Annotated in this window: 14 protein-coding genes and 1 pseudogene; 12 read left to right on the top strand and 3 right to left on the bottom strand. The window is 59.3% G+C overall.

The window, feature by feature from the left end; all coding sequences use genetic code 11:
- Positions 1-89: 89 nt before the first annotated feature.
- Together OYW20_RS17530 and OYW20_RS17525 are read left to right on the top strand one after the other, a co-directional pair.
- Positions 90-1,304, top strand: a complete 1,215-nt coding sequence (locus OYW20_RS17530) for an MFS transporter (protein ID WP_268797203.1) — start codon at positions 90-92, stop codon at positions 1,302-1,304.
- A complete protein-coding gene (locus tag OYW20_RS17525) occupies positions 1,304-2,587 on the top strand; it encodes an arsenic transporter (protein ID WP_268797202.1) in 1,284 nt (427 codons plus the stop codon). Before OYW20_RS17530 ends, OYW20_RS17525 begins: the two co-directional genes overlap by 1 nt.
- On the opposite strand, the gene OYW20_RS17520 is transcribed toward OYW20_RS17525, so the two are convergent.
- Positions 2,550-3,545: a DUF1853 family protein gene (locus tag OYW20_RS17520; protein WP_268797201.1), complete on the bottom strand. Its 996-nt coding sequence runs from the start codon at positions 3,543-3,545 to the stop codon at positions 2,550-2,552. The genes OYW20_RS17525 and OYW20_RS17520 overlap by 38 nt on opposite strands.
- Before the next feature lie 278 nt (positions 3,546-3,823).
- Between OYW20_RS17520 and OYW20_RS17515 the strand changes: the two genes are divergently transcribed.
- The 10 genes and pseudogenes from OYW20_RS17515 to OYW20_RS26365 all read left to right on the top strand — a co-directional run bounded on the left by OYW20_RS17515 (position 3,824) and on the right by OYW20_RS26365 (position 16,802).
- Positions 3,824-4,714, top strand: a complete 891-nt coding sequence (locus OYW20_RS17515; RefSeq protein ID WP_268797200.1) for an NAD(+) kinase — start codon at positions 3,824-3,826, stop codon at positions 4,712-4,714.
- Positions 4,714-5,685: a metallophosphoesterase gene (locus OYW20_RS17510; RefSeq protein ID WP_268797199.1), complete on the top strand. Its 972-nt coding sequence runs from the start codon at positions 4,714-4,716 to the stop codon at positions 5,683-5,685. Before OYW20_RS17515 ends, OYW20_RS17510 begins: the two co-directional genes overlap by 1 nt.
- Positions 5,682-6,566 carry a rhomboid family intramembrane serine protease gene (locus tag OYW20_RS17505; protein WP_268797198.1) on the top strand — a complete coding sequence of 295 codons (885 nt, stop codon included), beginning with the start codon at positions 5,682-5,684 and terminating at the stop codon, positions 6,564-6,566. Before OYW20_RS17510 ends, OYW20_RS17505 begins: the two co-directional genes overlap by 4 nt.
- A gap of 29 nt (positions 6,567-6,595) precedes the next feature.
- Positions 6,596-6,856, top strand: a complete 261-nt coding sequence (locus OYW20_RS17500) for a YeaC family protein (RefSeq protein ID WP_268797197.1) — start codon at positions 6,596-6,598, stop codon at positions 6,854-6,856.
- Entirely contained in the window at positions 6,853-7,683 is an 831-nt protein-coding gene (locus OYW20_RS17495; protein ID WP_268797196.1) for a DUF2797 domain-containing protein, read from the top strand. The genes OYW20_RS17500 and OYW20_RS17495 overlap by 4 nt, the downstream gene beginning before the upstream one ends.
- Positions 7,684-7,695: 12 nt before the next feature.
- Entirely contained in the window at positions 7,696-10,362 is a 2,667-nt protein-coding gene (pepN, locus tag OYW20_RS17490) for an aminopeptidase N (protein ID WP_268797195.1), read from the top strand.
- A 461-nt stretch (positions 10,363-10,823) separates the two neighbouring features.
- Entirely contained in the window at positions 10,824-11,933 is a 1,110-nt protein-coding gene (locus tag OYW20_RS17485) for a WD40/YVTN/BNR-like repeat-containing protein (protein WP_268797194.1), read from the top strand.
- A gap of 25 nt (positions 11,934-11,958) precedes the next feature.
- Positions 11,959-14,340, top strand: a complete 2,382-nt coding sequence (locus OYW20_RS17480) for an efflux RND transporter permease subunit (RefSeq protein WP_268797193.1) — start codon at positions 11,959-11,961, stop codon at positions 14,338-14,340.
- A gap of 348 nt (positions 14,341-14,688) precedes the next feature.
- Positions 14,689-16,117, top strand: a pseudogene (locus tag OYW20_RS17475) (methyl-accepting chemotaxis protein).
- 250 nt (positions 16,118-16,367) lie between these two features.
- Positions 16,368-16,802, top strand: a complete 435-nt coding sequence (locus OYW20_RS26365) for a response regulator (protein WP_408005421.1) — start codon at positions 16,368-16,370, stop codon at positions 16,800-16,802.
- Positions 16,803-16,923: 121 nt separating this feature from the next.
- Here OYW20_RS26365 and OYW20_RS17465 read toward each other — a convergent pair whose 3' ends face one another.
- Positions 16,924-17,646, bottom strand: a complete 723-nt coding sequence (locus tag OYW20_RS17465) for a FadR/GntR family transcriptional regulator (RefSeq protein WP_268797191.1) — start codon at positions 17,644-17,646, stop codon at positions 16,924-16,926.
- 182 nt (positions 17,647-17,828) lie between these two features.
- Positions 17,829-19,568: an IlvD/Edd family dehydratase gene (locus tag OYW20_RS17460; protein ID WP_268797190.1), complete on the bottom strand. Its 1,740-nt coding sequence runs from the start codon at positions 19,566-19,568 to the stop codon at positions 17,829-17,831.
- Positions 19,569-19,707 lie beyond the last annotated feature (139 nt).

Below are 19,707 nucleotides of genomic sequence, written 5' to 3'. Positions count from 1 at the left end.
TAAATGGCACATTGGCGCCGCCCGCGCCGATGAAACATTTAGCAACCTCCCAATGGCGCTCATCACTCACGTTTTGATGGATGCCCTTCATGGCTGTCAGCAGTACGCCTTCGAGTGCGGTTTCGCCCGCCGCCGTTCCGCAATCAAGCCCGCTGGTTATGCGGATCATCGGCGCGGTGGCGCTGGCGCACTTACTCAACGACCTGATCCAGGCGATCCTGCCGTCGATCTACCCGATGCTCAAAGCCAACTATGACCTGAGCTTCACGCAGGTCGGCCTGATCACCCTGACATTCCAGATTACTGCGTCGCTGCTTCAGCCCTGGGTCGGTTACTACACCGACCGCCACCCTAATCCGTTGGTCCTGCCGTTGGGCTCGCTGTGCATCCTTGCGGGTGTGCTGATGCTGTCCACGGCGGGCAGTTTTGAACTCATTCTGTTAGCGGCAGGCTTGATCGGTGTGGGTTCGTCGACCTTCCATCCCGAGGCCTCACGCATCGCTCGCCTGGCCTCGGGCGGGCGCTTCGGGTTGGCGCAATCGACGTTCCAGGTGGGTGGCAACACCGGGCAAGCCTTCGGTCCGTTATTGGCGGCCGCGATAATCATTCCGTTCGGGCAGGGCAATATCGCCTGGTTCGGGCTGGTCGCGTTGTTCTCGGTCGGCTTGCTGTACGCCATCAGCCGCTGGTACAAAACCCACCTGAGCCTGTTCAAGCTCAAACGAGGCGGCGTTGCCACTCACGGCCTGTCGAAAGGGCGCGTGAGGGGAGCGCTGGTGGTGCTGGCGCTGCTGGTGTTCTCCAAATACTTCTACATGGCCAGTTTCACCAGCTACTTCACCTTTTTCCTGATCGAAAAATTCGACGTCTCGGTGGCCAGCTCGCAGCTGCACCTGTTCATGTTCCTGGCAGCAGTGGCGGCGGGGACGTTCTTTGGCGGGCCGATAGGCGACAAGATCGGCCGCAAGGCGGTGATCTGGTTCTCGATCCTGGGCGTTGCGCCGTTCACCGTCGCGCTGCCTTACGCTGACCTTTTCTGGACCAGCGTGCTCAGTGTGATCATCGGTTTCATCCTCGCCTCGGCGTTCTCGGCCATCGTGGTGTACGCGCAGGAACTGGTGCCGGGCAACGTCGGCATGATCGCCGGTATCTTCTTCGGCCTGATGTTCGGTTTTGGTGGGATTGCCGCTGCCTTGCTCGGGCATCTCGCGGACCTTCACGGCATCGTTTATGTCTACACGATCTGCTCGTTCCTGCCCCTGCTGGGCATCCTTGCGATCCTGTTGCCGAGAACCAAACGCTGATGCTGACCGCCGCGCTGATTTTCCTGTTCACCATCACCCTGGTCATCTGGCAACCCAAAGGCCTTGGCGTCGGCTGGAGTGCCACACTGGGCGCCGTGCTGGCGCTGCTGTCGGGAGTGGTGCATCTGTCTGACATCCCACAGGTGTGGCACATCATCTGGAACGCCACCGGGACTTTCATTGCGCTGATCATCATCAGCCTGTTGCTGGACGAGGCCGGATTCTTCGCCTGGGCCGCGCTGCACGTCGCGCGTTGGGGCAAGGGCCGCGGACGGCTGTTGTTCGCCCTGATCGTGTTGCTTGGGGCGCTGGTCTCGGCGCTGTTTGCCAACGACGGCGCGGCGCTGATTCTCACGCCGATCGTGATGTCGATGCTGCTGGCGTTGCGCTTTTCTCCGGCGACCACGCTGGCATTCGTCATGGCGGCAGGCTTCATCGCGGACACCGCGAGCCTGCCGCTGGTGGTATCGAATCTGGTCAACATCGTGTCGGCGGACTACTTCGGCATTAGCTTTAACCGCTACGCCTCGGTGATGGTGCCGGTGAACTTCGTCAGTGTGGCGGCAACCCTGCTGATGTTGCTGCTGTTCTTTCGCAGGGACATCCCCAAGACGTTCGACGGCTCGAAACTGAATGATCCAGCCACGGCCATCAAGGACCGCGCCACGTTTATCGCCGGCTGGTGGGTGTTGTTGATTCTGCTGGTGGGGTGTTTCGCGCTGGAGCCGTTGGGTATTCCCATCAGCGCGATTTCCGCCGTCTGCGCGGCGATCCTGCTGGGCATCGCTGCCAAAGGGCACAAGATACGCACCGTCAAGGTGATGAAAGAAGCCCCGTGGCAGATCGTGATTTTCTCGCTGGGCATGTACCTGGTGGTCTACGGATTGCGCAACGAAGGGCTGACCACCTGGCTGGCGACGTTGCTTGACCGCTTTGCCGAACACGGCTTGTGGGGCGCGGCGATGGGCACTGGCGTGCTGACGGCGCTGCTGTCGTCGGTGATGAACAACCTGCCGACGGTGCTGATCGGGCTGTTGTCCATCGATGCCAGCCAGGCTACCGGCCCGCTGCAAGAGGCGATGATTTACGCCAACGTCATCGGCAGCGACCTGGGTCCGAAAATCACCCCGATCGGCAGCCTCGCGACCTTATTGTGGTTGCACGTGCTGGCGAAGAAAGGCGTGACCATCGGCTGGGGGTATTACTTCCGGGTCGGCATTGTGCTGACGGTGCCGGTGTTGCTGGTCACGCTGGCGGCGCTGGTGGTGCGTTTGAGCTGGTAGTTTTTTTACCAGGTTCGCGGGCGTCTGGCAGATGGGGCCATGGGTCCGGCACCAGAAATACCCGCTCGGCCTCATGCCATGCGCCATCGGCAGATTGCGTCAGCCGAACCAGCAACTGAGCCGGGGCCAGTGGTTCAAGTTCACTGATCCAGCCGCTCAGTTGTTGCTCGGTCCACGGGTCGTCATAACAGGCCGGTGCAAGCCAGGCGTGGCGGGGCAGCGGCTGCCAGTGCCCCACTGGACATTGCGCGATGTAGGCGGGCCAGTCGCGCTGGTGCAACCATCTCCCCCTTAGATGATCAGGGTGCACGCCGGCCGGTGAACGGCTGGTCCCAGGCCAGGGATAGAACAGATAACCGCCCATCCACAACTCGGCGCTCAGTGCATCGACCCCCAACGCAGCCAGTGCCTGGCGGCTCTGCGTGCGTGTCGAAATCGGCAGTTGATGTTCGCTCATGTGGTCGAGCTTGAGGCTCAGCCGGTCATGGCAACCCGGCCCGAGCCACTGAGCTGGATCAGCGCCGTCACCGTGTTTAGGCCCCAGGTAGAGCTTTATGGCCAATTCCACATGGTGAACGCCTTCGCGATCACGCAGCAGCAAGTCCAGCTCGCCCAGCGTCTGGCCGTTGTCGCGAATCGGCAGATTGGCGGCGATGATCTCAACGCCGGGCGCATGCTCGATCGCGAATTGCCAGAGACGCTCGTAGTAACGGCCCAGGCGTCGGTTGACGGGCGCCGATAGCCACTCGGTCAATGCACGGCTTTCAGCGTCGAGGGCGAGCAGAAAGTCAGCCAGCGATTGTGGATCTGCCGCCCAATCGCTGACCCTGAGCGGATGGCGCTGCGGCCAGGGGTTTTCAGCGAGCATCGGTGGCGAAAGAATCGCCCATGCCAGATCGCGCACCTGAGGATGGCGAAGGTGGCGGGGCAGGTCGGTGAGGGTGGTGAATAGTGTCATGGGCAGAGAATAGCAGCCTCACTCGCCGACCCAACGCGGAACCCGTGTAGGTTTCGCGGCGAATCGGCCGATTAAGCACGGTGAGGAACCTGTAGGAGGGAGCTTGCTAGCGACTCGGTTGTTTGCTCGCGGAAAGTCGTTTGGATGCACCGGACTCGTCGCGAGCAAGCTCCCTCCCACCCGTTTTTCATGCGCGCTATGCCATCGCTTATTTGCCGCCGCTTGAGCCTTTCGCCCATAATCACTTTCTTTGCACGCGCCCGACCCGCAGGAGCCCCATGGAGCAGTTTCGTAATATCGGCATCATCGGTCGCCTCGGCAGCTCTCAGGTGGTCGATACCGTTCGCCGACTCAAGAAATTCCTGATGTCGCGGCACTTGCACGTGATCCTCGAAGACACCATCGCCGAAGTCCTCCCAGGGCACGGCATGCAGACCTCTTCGCGGAAAATGCTCGGCGAAGTCTGTGACATGGTCATCGTGGTCGGCGGCGATGGCAGTCTGCTCGGCGCCGCTCGCGCGCTGGCCAAACACAACGTCCCGGTGCTCGGGATCAACCGGGGCAGCCTGGGCTTTCTGACCGACATCCGCCCCGACGAACTTGAAGTGAAAGTCGCCGAAGTCCTCGACGGCCACTATCTGGTGGAAAACCGCTTCCTGTTGCAGGCCGAAGTCCGCCGTCATGGCGAGGCCATTGGCCAGGGCGATGCGCTCAACGACGTGGTGCTGCACCCCGGCAAGTCCACGCGGATGATCGAGTTCGAAATCTACATTGATGGTCAGTTCGTCTGCAGCCAGAAGGCCGACGGACTCATCGTCGCCACGCCGACAGGTTCTACGGCCTACGCGCTCTCGGCGGGCGGTCCGATCATGCACCCCAAGCTCGACGCCATCGTCATCGTGCCGATGTACCCGCACACCTTGTCCGGACGACCAATTGTGGTGGACGGCAACAGTGAGCTGAAAATCGTTGTCTCAAAAGACATGACCATCTATCCGCAAGTCTCCTGCGACGGGCAAAATCACTTCACCTGCGCACCGGGCGACACGGTTACCGTGAAGAAAAAGCCGCAGAAACTGCGCCTGATCCACCCACTGGACCACAACTACTACGAGGTCTGCCGCACCAAGCTGGGTTGGGGCAGTCGGCTCGGCGGTGGAGGCGACTGATGCTCGATCCCGCGCGTGGCTACGATCTGATCGGTGACGTGCATGGTTGTGCCCAGACCCTTGAGCACTTGCTCGACACCCTCGGTTACCGTTTTCAGGCTGGCGTCTGGCGCCACCCCGAACGCATGGCGTTGTTTCTGGGCGACATCATCGACCGCGGCCCGCGCATACGCGAGGCGCTGCATATCGTGCGTGACATGGTCGAAGCCGGTCAGGCGTTCTGCATCATGGGCAATCACGAGTTCAACGCGCTGGGCTGGATCACCCCTGCGCCAGCGGAGACCGGTCAGCAGTTCGTGCGCGAACACACGCCGCGTCACTCCCGCTTGCTGGGCGAAACCCTGGCGCAGTTCGAGCAGCACCCCGGCGACTGGCATGATTTCACTCAGTGGTTTTACCAACTGCCGCTGTTCATTGACGCCGAGCGTTTCCGTCTGGTGCATGCCTGCTGGGACACCAGCCTGATCGAACCGCTGCGAAGCGTGCATGGCGACGGCCGCATCGATCAGCGTTTTGTGCAGGACTCGGCCGTCCCAGGCAGCTTTGCAGCAGCGGTGTTCGACCGCCTGCTGCGCGGCACCGACATGCGTTTGCCCCATGGCATGACCCTGACCGGTGGCGATGGCCTGACCCGAGGGTCGTTTCGCACCAAGTTCTGGGAAGACGACCCGCAAACCTACGGCGACGTGGTGTTTCAACCTGATGCCCTGCCGGAACCGGTCGCCAAGCGTCCGTTGTCCGACACCGAAAAGAACGCGTTGCTGCGCTATGGGAGCGACGAGCCATTGCTGTTCGTCGGCCACTACTGGCGCAGCGGCATTCCCGCAGCCATTCGGCCAAACCTGGCGTGTCTGGATTACAGCGCGGTGCTGTACGGCAAACTGGTTGCCTACCGGCTCGATCAGGAAACACAGATCGATCCGGCTAAATTTGTCTGGGTCGACGTCAAGCGACCCGAGAGTGCTGCATGAGCCCTGTCGCTGTTTTACGTTTGCCGCTGACCACTGACCTGAGCGGTTTTGTCGATCTGCTCACCCGCCTGAACGTACCGCATCGGGTCAGCGAGGAAGCTGGCGAGCAGGTGCTTTGGGTGCCTGGCGCAACGCAATTGGCCGAGGATGTGCGGAACCTGTATCAGCGCTACCCCGAAGGTGATCCGACCGCTCAGTTGCAGCCCGGCCAGCAAGTTTCTACGCTCAAGCGTCCGAGCGCATTGGCCAATACGTTGCAGCAGTTGCGCAGCAGTCCCGTTACCGCGCTGATTCTGTTGCTGTCGGCGATCGTCGCTGGCCTGACATTACTGGGTGACAACCTCGACACCCTGAGCTGGTTCACCTTCAACGACTTCCGCATCAGCGGCGATTACGCGCTGTTCACACCGTTGCAGGACACGCTGGCGGCAGGGCAGTGGTGGCGTATCGTCTCGCCGATGCTGATTCACTTCGGCCTGCTGCACCTGGCGATGAACGCCATGTGGTACTGGGAACTGGGCAAACGCATCGAGCTGCGCCAGTGCGGCTGGATGTTGCTGGGCCTGACGCTGTTGTTCAGCGCCGTGTCCAACTACGTTCAATATCTGTGGAGCGGCCCGAGCCTGTTCGGCGGCCTGTCCGGCGTGCTGTATGGTTTGCTCGGCCATTGCTGGATTTTCCAATTGCTGGCGCCCAACCCCATGTACCGTTTACCGCGCGGCGTTTTGATCATGATGCTGGTCTGGCTCGCGGTGTGCCTGACCGGCGTGGTCAGCCTGCTGGGCTTCGGCGAAATCGCTAACGGCGCGCATGTCGGCGGTCTGATCATCGGTTGTGTTACAGGTCTGTTGGGCGGTGCATTGGCACGCCGTAAACATTAAAATCGCCGGCTAAATTCTGGGAGAAGCCCATGTCCACGTTCAACGAAATGATCGAAAACATCACCCCGGACGTCTACGAGAGCCTGAAACTGGCCGTGGAAATCGGTAAATGGTCGGACGGCCGCAAGCTGACGCAAGAGCAGCGCGAGTTGTCGCTGCAGGCGCTGATCGCCTGGGAAGTGCGCAACGTGCCCGAAGACCAGCGCATCGGTTACATGGGCCCTCAGGAATGCGCGTCCAAGTCCGCGCCGGTGCCCAACATCCTGTTCAAGTCGGATGCCATCCATTGATCGAGATTGGCCGTGGTGCAGTCAACAAAATGTCGGCGCGTATCGAAGCGTCGCGTGTTGAGTACAATTTCCGCCTGGGCGATGTCGAGATCCCGGTCAATCCGTTGATCGGCAAGACCGTCCGCCTGGAATACCTGGGCGCCATTCATTGCAGTCATTGCGGGCGCCGGACCAAAACCAGTTTCAGCCAGGGTTATTGCTACCCGTGCATGCAGAAACTCGCACAGTGCGACATCTGCATCATGAGCCCGGAAAAATGTCACCACGAGCACGGCACCTGTCGTGATCCTGCGTGGGGCCAGCAGTTTTGCATGACCGACCACGTGGTTTACCTCGCCAACTCCTCAGGCGTGAAAGTCGGCATCACCCGCGCCACGCAACTGCCAACCCGCTGGCTGGATCAGGGCGCGAGCCAGGCGCTGCCGATTTTGCGGGTCGCCACGCGCCAGCAGTCTGGCTTTGTCGAAGATTTGCTGCGCAGTCAGGTGGCCGACCGTACCAATTGGCGTGCCCTGCTCAAGGGCGACGCGCCAGCTGTGGATCTGAAGGCCATTCGGCAGCAACTGTTCGAGTCCTGCGCGGAAGGCCTGTCTGCTTTGCAAGAGCGTTTCGGCCTGCAAGCCATCCAAATGCTTCACGACGTCGAGCCGCTCGAGATGATTTACCCGGTCGAGGCGTACCCGACCAAGATCGTCAGTTTCAACCTGGACAAGGACCCGATCGCCGAAGGCACGTTGATGGGGATCAAGGGCCAGTACCTGATCTTCGACACCGGCGTGATCAACATTCGCAAGTACACGGCGTATCAACTCGCCGTGCATCAGTAATAAGGAATCATCATGCGCACCGACCAGCCGAAAATGATCTACCTGAAGGATTATCAGGCGCCTGAGTACCTCATTGACGAGACGCACCTGACGTTCGAACTGTTCGATGACCACTCGCTGGTCCATGCGCAGTTGGTGATGCGCCGCAATCCCGAGCGGGGCGCGGGCTTGCCTCCGCTGGTACTGGACGGTCAATTGCTCGAATTGCAGTCGATCAAGCTGGCCGATGTCGACCTCACCGAAGCCGACTACCTGCTGACCGAAGACAGCCTGACCGTGCACCCCAAGAGCGACAGCTTCACGCTCGACACCACGGTCAAGATTCATCCGGAAACCAACACCGCGCTGGAAGGCCTGTACAAGTCCAGCGGCATGTTCTGCACCCAGTGCGAGGCCGAGGGCTTTCGCAAGATCACCTATTACCTCGACCGCCCGGACGTGATGAGCAAGTTCACCACCACGGTCAGCGCGGGCAAGCATGACTTCCCGGTGCTGCTGTCAAACGGCAACCTGGTGGCCCAAGGGCCTGGCGATGACGGCCGGCACTGGGCGACCTGGGAAGACCCGTTCAAAAAGCCGGCGTACCTGTTCGCGCTGGTGGCCGGCGACCTGTGGTGCATCGAAGACACCTTCATCACCATGACCGACCGCAAGGTCACGCTGCGCATCTTCGTCGAGCCGGAAAACGTCGATAAATGCCAGCACGCCATGGACAGCCTGAAAAAGTCCATGCGCTGGGACGAAGAAGCCTATGGCCGTGAATACGATCTGGACATCTTCATGATCGTGGCGGTCAACGACTTCAACATGGGCGCCATGGAGAACAAAGGCCTCAACATCTTCAACTCCAGCGCCGTGCTGGCCCGCGCTGAAACCGCCACCGACGCCGCTCACCAGCGCGTCGAGGCCATCGTCGCCCACGAATACTTCCACAACTGGTCGGGCAACCGCGTGACCTGCCGCGACTGGTTCCAGTTGTCGCTGAAAGAAGGCTTCACGGTGTACCGCGATTCCGGGTTCTCGGCAGACATGAACTCGGCCACGGTCAAGCGCATCCAGGACGTCGCGTTCCTGCGCACCCACCAGTTCGCGGAAGACGCAGGCCCGATGGCGCATGCGGTGCGCCCGGACAGCTTCATCGAGATTTCCAACTTCTACACCCTGACTGTGTACGAAAAGGGCTCGGAAGTCGTCGGCATGATCCACACCTTGCTGGGCGCCGACGGTTTCCGCAAAGGCAGCGATCTGTATTTTGAACGCCACGACGGTCAGGCCGTGACCTGCGATGACTTCATCAAGGCCATGGAAGATAGCAACGGCGTGGATCTGACCCAGTTCAAGCGCTGGTATTCACAGGCCGGGACGCCACGTCTGGCGGTGACCGATGCTTATGACGCCGCCGCCAAGACTTACAGCCTGACATTCCGTCAAACCGCGCCGACCACCCCCGGCCAGCCAGGCAACGAGAAAAAGCCGTTCGTGATCCCGGTGTCGCTTGGGTTGCTGGATCCCGAGGGCACTGAGTTGCCGTTGCGTTTGCAGGGCGAAGAAGCGGCGGTCAATACCTCCCGCGTGCTGTCGGTGATCGATGCCGAGCAGACGTTCACGTTTGTCGACATCGCTGAAAAGCCTTTGCCTTCGCTGCTGCGCGGGTTCTCGGCGCCGGTGAAACTGAGTTTTCCGTACAATCGCGATCAGCTGATGTTTCTGATGCAGCACGACACCGACGGCTTCAATCGTTGGGATGCCGGTCAGCAGTTGTCGGTGCAGGTGCTGCAAGATTTGATCAAGCAGCATCAGGCGGGTGAACCGCTGCAGATGGATGAGCGTCTGGTGACGGCGCTAAACACGCTGCTGAACGATGAAAGCCTCGATCAGGCGATGGTCGCGGAAATGCTCTCACTGCCGGGTGAGGCGTATCTGACCGAGATCAGCGAAGTGGCTGACGTCGATGCGATCCACGCTGCCCGTGAGTTTGCCCGCATGCAGCTGGCTGAAAAACTCGCGGATGGCCTGTTGAAGCGCTATCAGGCCAACCGCGCCTTGTCCAAGGCCACGCCTTATGTGGCCGAGGCCGAGCACTTTGCACGCCGTGCGCTGCAGAACATTGCGTTGTCTTACCTGATGCTGGTCGGCAAGCCAGAGGTGCTGGCAGCGACCAACGAACAATTCGAAACCGCGGACAACATGACTGAGCGCCTGACGGCGTTGGCGGTCTTGGTCAACTCCCCGTTTACCGAAGACAAAGACAAGGCATTGTCAGAATTCGCCGAGAGCTTCAAGGACAACCCGTTGGTCATGGACCAGTGGTTCAGCGTGCAGGCGGGCAGCCCGTTACCAGGTGGTCTGGAGCGGGTGAAGGCATTGATGCAGCACCCAGCGTTCACGATGAAGAATCCGAACAAGGTGCGTGCGCTGATCGGTGCGTTTGCCGGGCAGAACCTGATCAACTTCCATGCGGCAGACGGTTCGGGGTATCGCTTCCTGGCCGAACTGGTGATCGAGCTGAACGGCTTCAATCCGCAGATCGCCTCCCGCCAACTGGCGCCGTTGACCCGCTGGCGCAAATACGACGACAAACGTCAGGCCTTGATGAAAGGCGAGCTGGAACGCATTCGTGCGTCCGGTCAGTTGTCCAGCGACGTGTACGAAGTGGTGAGCAAAAGCCTGGCTGAGTGATCGACCGGCTTCATCCAGAAACGCCATCCCGTTAATCACGGGATGGCGTTTTTTTGTGGCCTCGCAGTACCGTGCGTGGCTTGAGCTGTAGGCGCGAATTCATTCGCGCGGCGGCAATTCTGATCAACTCGCAGGGCCCTCAACGACTTTGCTGCCGGTGCCCGCAGATCGTCCGAGTGCGGCCCGGAGACAAGCCACGCTCCTACGCCCCTCGGACAAGCACCAGTTATCACCAGACAGCCCATCCCAAGCGCTAAAGTCTCCATCAGCCCCAGTGATAACACGCCAATCACCGGCCGTTTGCTTAACAAAAGATAACGTCATGTCGATTGTCAGACGTTTCCAAAGCTGGATAGGATGGGGTCGCTCCGCAAGGCACCTCGGTACGCAGGCTAGAGCGTCTGCTGACTGACGCGGCACCTCGCGCAGAACCTAATAAAAATAAAGGAAGGGGAAGCTTCATGCGTGAGCCAGTCAATCGGCGCACTCGGTCCGTTGTGCTTGCGGGTGATCGCAGCCCTCGGGCGTTTCAGCCGGGCAAGCCCCTTAATGCACTGTTGTCTTTGATCATCTCGCTGACGCTGTCCGGCGCGGCGATACCCGCACTCGCAGCCGAATCATCCCCTGCAGATGCACCCGCCAGCGCGGGCGATTCAGCTGTCTACGCCATCGAATCGAACAAGGCGTCCCGTGGTTTGCTGCTGGACGTGACCCATGCCGGGAAACGCATGGTGGTGGTCGGTGATCGCGGCCATATCCTTTATTCCGATGACCAGGGCAAGACCTGGACCCAGGCAAAAGTGCCCTCCCGGCAACTGCTCACCTCCGTGTACTTCGTCGACGATCAACACGGCTGGGCGGTGGGCCACGACGCCCAGATCCTCGCCAGCAGCGACGGCGGCGTGACGTGGGTCAAGCAATTTGAAGACCTCAAGCGCGAGGCGCCGCTGCTGGACGTCTGGTTCAAGGACACGCAAACCGGTATTGCCGTGGGTGCCTACGGCGCATTGCTGGAAACCACCGACGGCGGCCAGCACTGGGAGGACATCAGCGAACGCATCGACAACGAAGACCAGTACCACCTCAACGGCATCGCCCAGGTGAAAGACGCCGGGCTGTTCATCGTCGGCGAAATGGGCAGCATGTTCCGCTCCTCCGATGACGGCCAGACCTGGGAAAAACTCGAAGGTCCTTATCAGGGCTCGCTGTTTGGCGTGGTCGGCACGGCGCAAGCCAACACGCTCCTGGCCTACGGGCTGCGCGGCAATCTGTTTCGCTCTACGGATTTCGGCACAACCTGGGAACCCATCGCGCTCCAAGGGGAGCGCGGGCCGCTGGAGTTCAGCCTGTCGAACGCGTCATTACTGGCAGACGGCTCGTTGGTGCTGGTCGGCAACGGCGGCAGTGTCATGCGCAGCACCGACGACGGCCTGACGTTCGACGTGTCCAACCGCGCCGACCGCATCTCGCTAAGCGGCGTAACCGGGGACGATAAGGGCGATTTGATTCTGGTAGGACAGGGTGGCGTTCACGTCGCCTCGCCAACGGGCGCCGATGCAGCCCAACAATAAGAACTGAAGGCGAGGACGTTTTCCCATGACAAATCTTCAACAGCCCCCTGAAAAGTCGACATTTCTTGAGCGATTGATCTTCAACAACCGCCCGGTGGTGATTGGCATCTGTCTGGTGGTCAGCATTTTCCTCTTCTGGCAGGCGACGTTGGTTCGTCCTTCCACCAGCTTCGAAAAAATGATCCCGCTGGGCCATCCGTTCATTCAAAAGATGATGGAACACCGCAACGACCTGGCGAACCTGGGCAACACGGTGCGAATTTCCGTTGAGGCCAAGCAAGGCGACATCTTTTCCAAGGCGTACATGGAAACCCTGCGGCAGATCAACGACGAGGTGTTTTACATCTCTGGTGTTGATCGTTCCGGCCTCAAATCGCTCTGGAGCCCGAGCGTTCGCTGGACGGAGGTAACGGAGGAGGGTTTTGCCGGCGGCGAAGTCATCCCGCAGAGCTACGACGGCTCACAGGACAGTCTGGATAAGCTGCGCAACAACGTGCTCAAGTCCGGGCAGGTGGGGCGATTGGTGGCCAACAACTTCAAATCCAGCATCGTCGATGTGCCCTTGCAGGAGTTCTACCCGGACCCTGCAGACCAGAGCAAACTGCTGCCGCTGGACTACCGCCAGTTTTCCCACCAGCTCGAAGAAAAGATTCGCGACAAATACGAAGTGCAGAACCCCAACGTCGAGATTCACATCGTCGGGTTCGCCAAGAAAGTCGGCGACCTCATAGACGGCCTGATCATGGTAGTGCTGTTCTTCGGTGTCGCCTTTTTGATCACGCTGGTGCTGCTGATCTGGTTCACGCGGTGCATCCGCAGCACGGTCGCTGTGTTGAGCACCACATTGATCGCAGTGATCTGGCAGCTGGGGCTGATGCATGTAGTGGGTTTTGGGCTTGATCCTTACTCGATGCTGGTGCCGTTTCTGATCTTCGCCATCGGGATTTCCCACGGCGTGCAGAAAATCAACGGCATCGCCCTGCAATCCAGTGACGCCGATAGCGCGTTGCTCGCCGCCAAGCGCACGTTTCGTCAATTATTCCTGCCGGGGATGATCGCGATTCTGGCCGATGCCGTGGGCTTCATCACGCTATTGATCATCGACATCGGGGTGATTCGCGAGCTGGCGATCGGTGCCTCCATTGGTGTTGCCGTCATTGTGTTCACCAACCTGATTCTGTTGCCGGTGGCGATCTCCTACGTCGGCATCAGCAAAAAGGCTGTGGTGCGAAGTAAACAGGATGCCGTGCGCGAGCATCCGTTCTGGCGCCTGCTGTCGAACTTTGCCAGCGCCAAAGTCGCCCCGGTGTCCATCGTGCTGGCGATCCTGGCCATGGGCGGCGGGCTTTGGTACGGCCAGCACCTGAAGATCGGCGACCTGGACCAAGGCGCGCCTGAACTGCGTCCGGACTCGCGCTACAACCAGGACAACAAATTCATCATCAACAACTATTCCACCAGCTCGGATGTGCTGGTGGTGATGGTCAAGACGCCGCCCGAGGGCTGCTCGGCGTATCAGACATTGTCGGCGATCAACGAACTGTCCTGGAAGATGGAGAACACGCCCGGCGTGCAGTCGGCGATCTCGCTGGTGACCGTGTCCAAGCAGGTGATCAAGGGCATGAACGAGGGCAACCTGAAATGGGAATCCCTGTCGCGCAACAAGGACGTGCTCAACAGCTCCATCGCCCGGGCAGACGGCTTGTACAACAACACCTGCTCGCTGGCGCCGCTGTTGATCTTCCTCAACGACCACAAGGCCGAAACCCTGGATCGGGCTGTGCATGTGGTGCAGACATTCGCCGACGAGAACAACAAGGACGGGCTGGAGTTTCTGCTCGCGGCGGGTAATGCGGGGATCGAGGCGGCGACCAACGAGGTGATCAAGTCGGCCGAGCTTACTATTCTGGCGCTGGTGTATCTGTGCGTGGCGGTGATGTGCATGATCACTTTCCGCTCGTGGGCGGCCACCTTGTGCATTGTGCTGCCGCTGGTGCTGACCTCGGTGCTGGGCAACGCGCTGATGGCGTTCATGGGCATCGGCGTAAAAGTCGCGACCTTGCCGGTTGTGGCGTTGGGCGTGGGTATCGGTGTCGATTACGGGATTTACATCTATAGCCGTCTGGAGAGCTTCTTGCGTGCCGGATTGCCACTCCAGGAAGCGTATTACGAGACGTTGAAGTCCACCGGCAAGGCGGTGCTGTTCACCGGGCTGTGCCTGGCGATTGGTGTGTGCACGTGGATTTTCTCGGCGATCAAGTTCCAGGCTGACATGGGCCTGATGCTGACCTTCATGCTGCTGTGGAACATGTTCGGCGCGCTGTGGCTGTTACCGGCGCTGGCGCGGTTCTTGATCAAGCCCGAGAAGATGGCGGGGAAGGTGGGGAATTCATTGTTTTCGCATTGACCGGGTGTACGCGGACCCTTTTAGCTGACGAGCCCGAGCGAGGCTGCGAAGCGGTGTGTCAGGCAAATATGTAGAGCCTGATCCACCGCAATCGCAGCCTCGCTCGGGCTCGTCAGCTCCTAAAGTTCCTGCGGTGTTTTTAGGATTTCGGGTGTAGTGGTCTTTACTGGCACGGGTTGGACAAGCATCGAGAGAAATTAACGATGCTTGCGTGGAAATACGCATGTGATGAGGTATTGGCGCAGATGAAGAAGGCTATCTAGCTTGTGGTATCGGCGTCGCATCCGATGGACGGGCTGAAGCTGCGCAGTATGCAGACGACACACTGATACAACTAAGAGGTGTCCAATGATTCTGCGCAAACTCAATCTCGCCCCGCGATCCGCGGTTAGCTTCGGTTTTTTCTGCTTGATGATCATCGGGCTGGGGCTGGTTGCTCTCAACCAGGCATCGAGTTTAAACGAGGCAGAGAAGTTTGTAGAAAACAACGTGGTGCCCAGCATTTCTCTGCTTGGCAAAATGGACCGCGAGTTTCTAAGCATCAGAAATAATAATTCGAGACTCCGCAACCCCATTGAGCCTGCCGAGCGCAGAGCTCAAGCGCTGACAGAGGTCCAAAAATCGCGAGGGAATTTTCAGGACACAGTCGGGAAGCTCCAGCCTTTAATTGTGACACCTAAGGGCAAAGAGCTTTTGGGGGAACTGACCAAAGCCTATGGCATTTATGAGGTCGCCCAGGATCAGTACCTAACCTTTATAAGCGCCGGAAAATTCGAAGATGCGGTCAAGCATTACCGTCCCGGTAAATCGGTCACTAGCAATCGCTGAGCGGATTGCAAAAAATGACCTCAGCGAAGTGATTGATGTACAAGGCACTGATGAAGTGGCGCGACTCATGCGTGCTCTGAAATCCATGCAGGGTAGCTTGCGAACCACACTCGTATCGATATCTGATTCGTCCAACCAACTGGCGTCCACCTCCGAGGAAATGCATGCCGTAACCGAAAATGCTAATACAGGCATGCAGCAACAGAGCCACGAAGTAGAGATGGCTGCTACGGCTGTCAACGAGATGAGCGCTGCAGTTGAAGAAGTCGCTCGGAATGCCTCTGCAGCGTCTGAGGCGGCTACGCGGTCCAATTCAGCAGCTATAGCAGGTCGTGCACGTGTTGAAGAAACCGTCGAAGCGATCAGGCTGATGGTTTCAAGCGTCGGTACCGCTTCAAACGAGGTTCAAGGGCTTGCCGTGATGGCAACCGACATCAGCAAGGTGCTGGACGTCATCAGGGCCATCGCTGAACAGACTAATTTGCTGGCGCTCAACGCTGCAATCGAGGCTGCCCGGGCAGGAGAAGCAGGTCGCGGCTTTGCTGTGGTTGCCGATGAGGTCAGAGCTCTGGCGCACAGGACACAGACCTCGACGAGCGAGATTGAACAAATGATCACCTCCATCCAAAAAGGCACCAGTGCCGCCGTTTCTGCAATGACTAATACCAACACACAAGCGCAAAAAACACTTGATACAGCTCGAGGTGCTGGGTCGGCGTTGGTCGAAATTACCGAATCCATTGACGACATCACGGAACGGAATGTCCTGATTGCGACAGCGTCTGAGGAGCAAGCTCAGGTAGCTCGAGAAGTGGACCGAAGCTTGGTTAGTATCCGGGATTTGTCGAGCCAGGCGTCTGGCGGATCTAACCAGACGGCTGTAGCCACCTCGGAGCTTTCAAAGTTGGCGGTGGAGCTGAACCTTATGGTTAATCAGTTCCGCCTATAGCCAACCGCAGCTTGAAGAAGCCCTGCTACTTAGTCGGCTGCTCACATTATGGTGAATGTAAAGAGCGATGGGCACGTGCGGAGAACCGCAAGCGGCTCATCAAGCAAGCTTGCCGGGTCTTAATATCATAAACCGCGTTGTTGGCAAGGGTTGCCCATGCATTACTGCCACGTTAATGCATGGGCACGGCCATAGAGCAGGTTACATGCATTCGGTATGAACGACTCTAGGAGAGGTAGCTCATATAAAAATGAATGAGCATAATGCGCGGCCGGCGGATACTCCCCTAGTCCTAGTTGTTGAAGACGACTGGGTCATCAATGGATTGCTCCACGACATCCTGGAATTTGAAGGCTTTCAGGTGGTTGCGGTCGAAACTGCAGATGAAGCCTGGCGAATTTTGGTTGAAGGCACCTGTAAGGTCGATCTCATTTTCGCCGATATTCATTTACCGGGTCCGCTAAACGGAATTGACCTTGCGAACTTGGCTCACAAACGGTGGCCTCGTCTACCCATCATCCTATCCTCAGGAAGTCTTGGTCAGCAGCCGCTGGAACCTGGCTGCACTCCGATATTTGTAGCCAAACCATGGCACTCGCTGGACATAGGCGCCGTGTGCCGACGTGCATTGGCGACTGGAATACTTGAGTGCAGTGAGAAGGACGTGGGTATACGGAAGCAGTAGATCTTCCGCTCGAATCACTCGGCACCCTATGTGCTATGAAACACATGCTCAAGCGTGCCACACAGCTTCGCGGGCAAGCCTTGCTCCAACAGGATATTTATCAGCCCGCACTGGCGAGGCGTCACAGCTTCAGGCTTTTGCCCAGCACTACGCTCAGTGCGTTGCGGGCATCGTCCAGTTGCACCAGCGTTGCGTGGTGGGCGCCGAGTGCGTCGCGGTTTTCGATAGCCGTAAGGATGGCCTTGTGGCGTGGTAGCGCGAGTTCATGGAGGTTGGGACGCTGGTTGGAGTGCTTCAACGCTTCACGCAGCGCCAGCGAGAGCATGTTGCAGAGGTGGGCGAGCAGGTCGTTGTGGGTGGCGTCGGCGATCCGGCTATGAAAATCCAGATCCGGTTGCAGCACATCGTCAACCGTCTTCGCGCCTTCCATGCGGGTGTAGGCCTCGTTGATCGAGGCAATGTCTTCGGCGCTCGCGTGTTGCGCCGCGAGGGCGGCAGCGGCCGGTTCGATGATGGCGCGCACGCTCGTCAGCAGGGTGAAAAACTCATTCTGCGGCGAGCTTTGCATCAACCAGTGCAGCACATCGGGATCAAGGATATGCCATTCGCGGCGCGGCTTGACTACGGTGCCCACGCGCGGACGCGAATACACCAGACCCTTTGCTACCAGCACCCGGGTTGCCTCACGCAGGACCGGCCGGCTGACCGCGTACTCTTCACACAACAGCGCCTCTGGCGGCAACTTGTCGTCGGGCTTGAAACGGCCAGAGACAATCTGCATGCCGATTTCCTGGACAATGCGCGAGTGCATGCTTTTGCGTTCGGACGGCTTACGGTAATCCATGGGGCGCGGGGTGATCCTGAGCAATGAATGCGGCGCATCATAGCATTGGGGCGATGTGTCTGGACCAACGCAGTCCGTTGCAGGAGCGCGCTTGCCCGCGAAAGCGTTGGGTCAGAAACCGGAATGGGGTCTGACACACCGCACATCGCGGGCAAGCGCGCTCCTACAGGGTTTGCCGCCAATCAATGCGAATGCCGAGGCACTTCCGAGCCGCGCATGCCGACCAGGAAGTCGAAATCGCAACCCTGATCCGCTTGCATCACATGGTCGATATAGAGCTGACGATAGCCGCCCACCAACAGCTGCGGCGGCGCTTGCCAGTCGGCCAGACGCGCTGCCAGTTCCGCCTCCGGAATGTCCAGGTGCAAACGGCCGGTCGCGCAATCGAGCTCGATGAAGTCACCTTCCTGCACCACCGCCAACGGCCCACCGGCGGCCGCTTCCGGTGCCACGTGCAAGACCACCGTGCCGTACGCCGTGCCACTCATGCGCGCATCGGAAATTCGCACCATGTCGGTCACGCCCTGGGCCAGCAACTTGGCAGGCAGCCCCATGTTGCCCACTTCAGCCATGCCCGGATAACCTTTCGGTCCGCAGTTTTTCATCACCAGAATGCTGTTGGCGTCGACGTCCAGCTCCGGGTCATTGATCCGCGCCTTATACATGTCGAAGTTCTCGAACACCACGGCGCGCCCACGGTGCTGCATCAATGCAGGCGTCGCGGCCGAGGGCTTGAGGACCGCACCCAGTGGCGCCAGATTGCCGCGCAGTACGCAAATGCCGCCGTCTGCGCGGATCGGATTGTCCAGCGCGCGGATCACTTCATCTTCGCCATAGATCGGCGAGTTCTTCACGTTTTCACGCAGGCTCTTGCCGTTGGCGGTCAACGCATTCGGGTGCGGCAGCAGATTGGCCTCGTCCATCCGGCGCAGCACCGCTGGCAGGCCGCCCGCGTAGTAAAACTCTTCCATCAGGAAACGCCCGGACGGTTGCAGGTCGACAATGGTCGGCATGCCGCGACCCATGCGCGTCCAGTCATCAAGCTCCAGATCGACACCGATTCGACCGGCGATGGCCTTCAAATGGATCACCGCATTGGTCGAGCCGCCGATGGCGGCGTTGACGCGAATGGCGTTTTCGAACGCTTCCTTGGTCAGGATTTTCGACAGGCGCAGATCCTGTTTGACCATCTCCACGGCGCGCATGCCCGACATATGCGCCAGCACATAACGGCGCGAATCCACTGCCGGAATGGCGGCGTTGTGTGGCAGCGAAGTGCCCAGTGCTTCAGCCATGCAGGCCATGGTCGAGGCTGTGCCCATGGTGTTGCAGGTGCCTGCCGAACGAGACATGCCGGCTTCTGCCGAGAGAAATTCATCCAGGCTGATCTGGCCGGCTTTATAGGATTCGTGCATTTGCCAGACGATCGTCCCGGCGCCGATGTCCTTGCCTTTGTGTTTGCCGTTGAGCATCGGCCCGCCGGTTACGACGATGGCCGGGATGTCGCAACTGGCCGCGCCCATCAGCAGGGCAGGGGTGGTTTTGTCGCAACCGGTGAGCAACACGACGCCGTCGATGGGGTTGCCACGAATCGCTTCCTCAACGTCCATGCTCGCCAGATTGCGGGTCAGCATGGCGGTAGGGCGCAGGTTGGATTCGCCGTTGGAAAAGACAGGGAATTCGACCGGAAAACCACCGGCTTCGATCACGCCTCGTTTGACGTGGTCGGCGATGGTGCGGAAGTGAGCATTGCAAGGGGTCAACTCAGACCAGGTGTTGCAGATGCCGATAATGGGTTTGCCGAACTGGTGGTCGGCGATGCCTTGGTTCTTCATCCAGCTGCGGTACATAAAGCCGTTTTTGTCGGCAGTGCCGAACCATTGGGCAGAACGCAGGTTAAGTTTTTTCTCGGAATCAGACATAAATCAGCACTCTTATTGTAAGACTAAAGGCTTTGTGTACTGACTAAAATAGGCTGAAATTCACTGAAGTGGAAGAGTTGTCACGTCAAATAGTAATACTATATAGTCGATCCCACTGAGGGACGACCCTGCTAGTCGG

The organism is Pseudomonas sp. BSw22131, assembly GCF_026810445.1.
GTDB classification, from domain to species: Bacteria; Pseudomonadota; Gammaproteobacteria; order Pseudomonadales; family Pseudomonadaceae; genus Aquipseudomonas; species Aquipseudomonas huanghezhanensis.
Note: the sequence above shows the minus strand (reverse complement) of the source record. Positions and strands in the feature narration are given on the sequence as shown.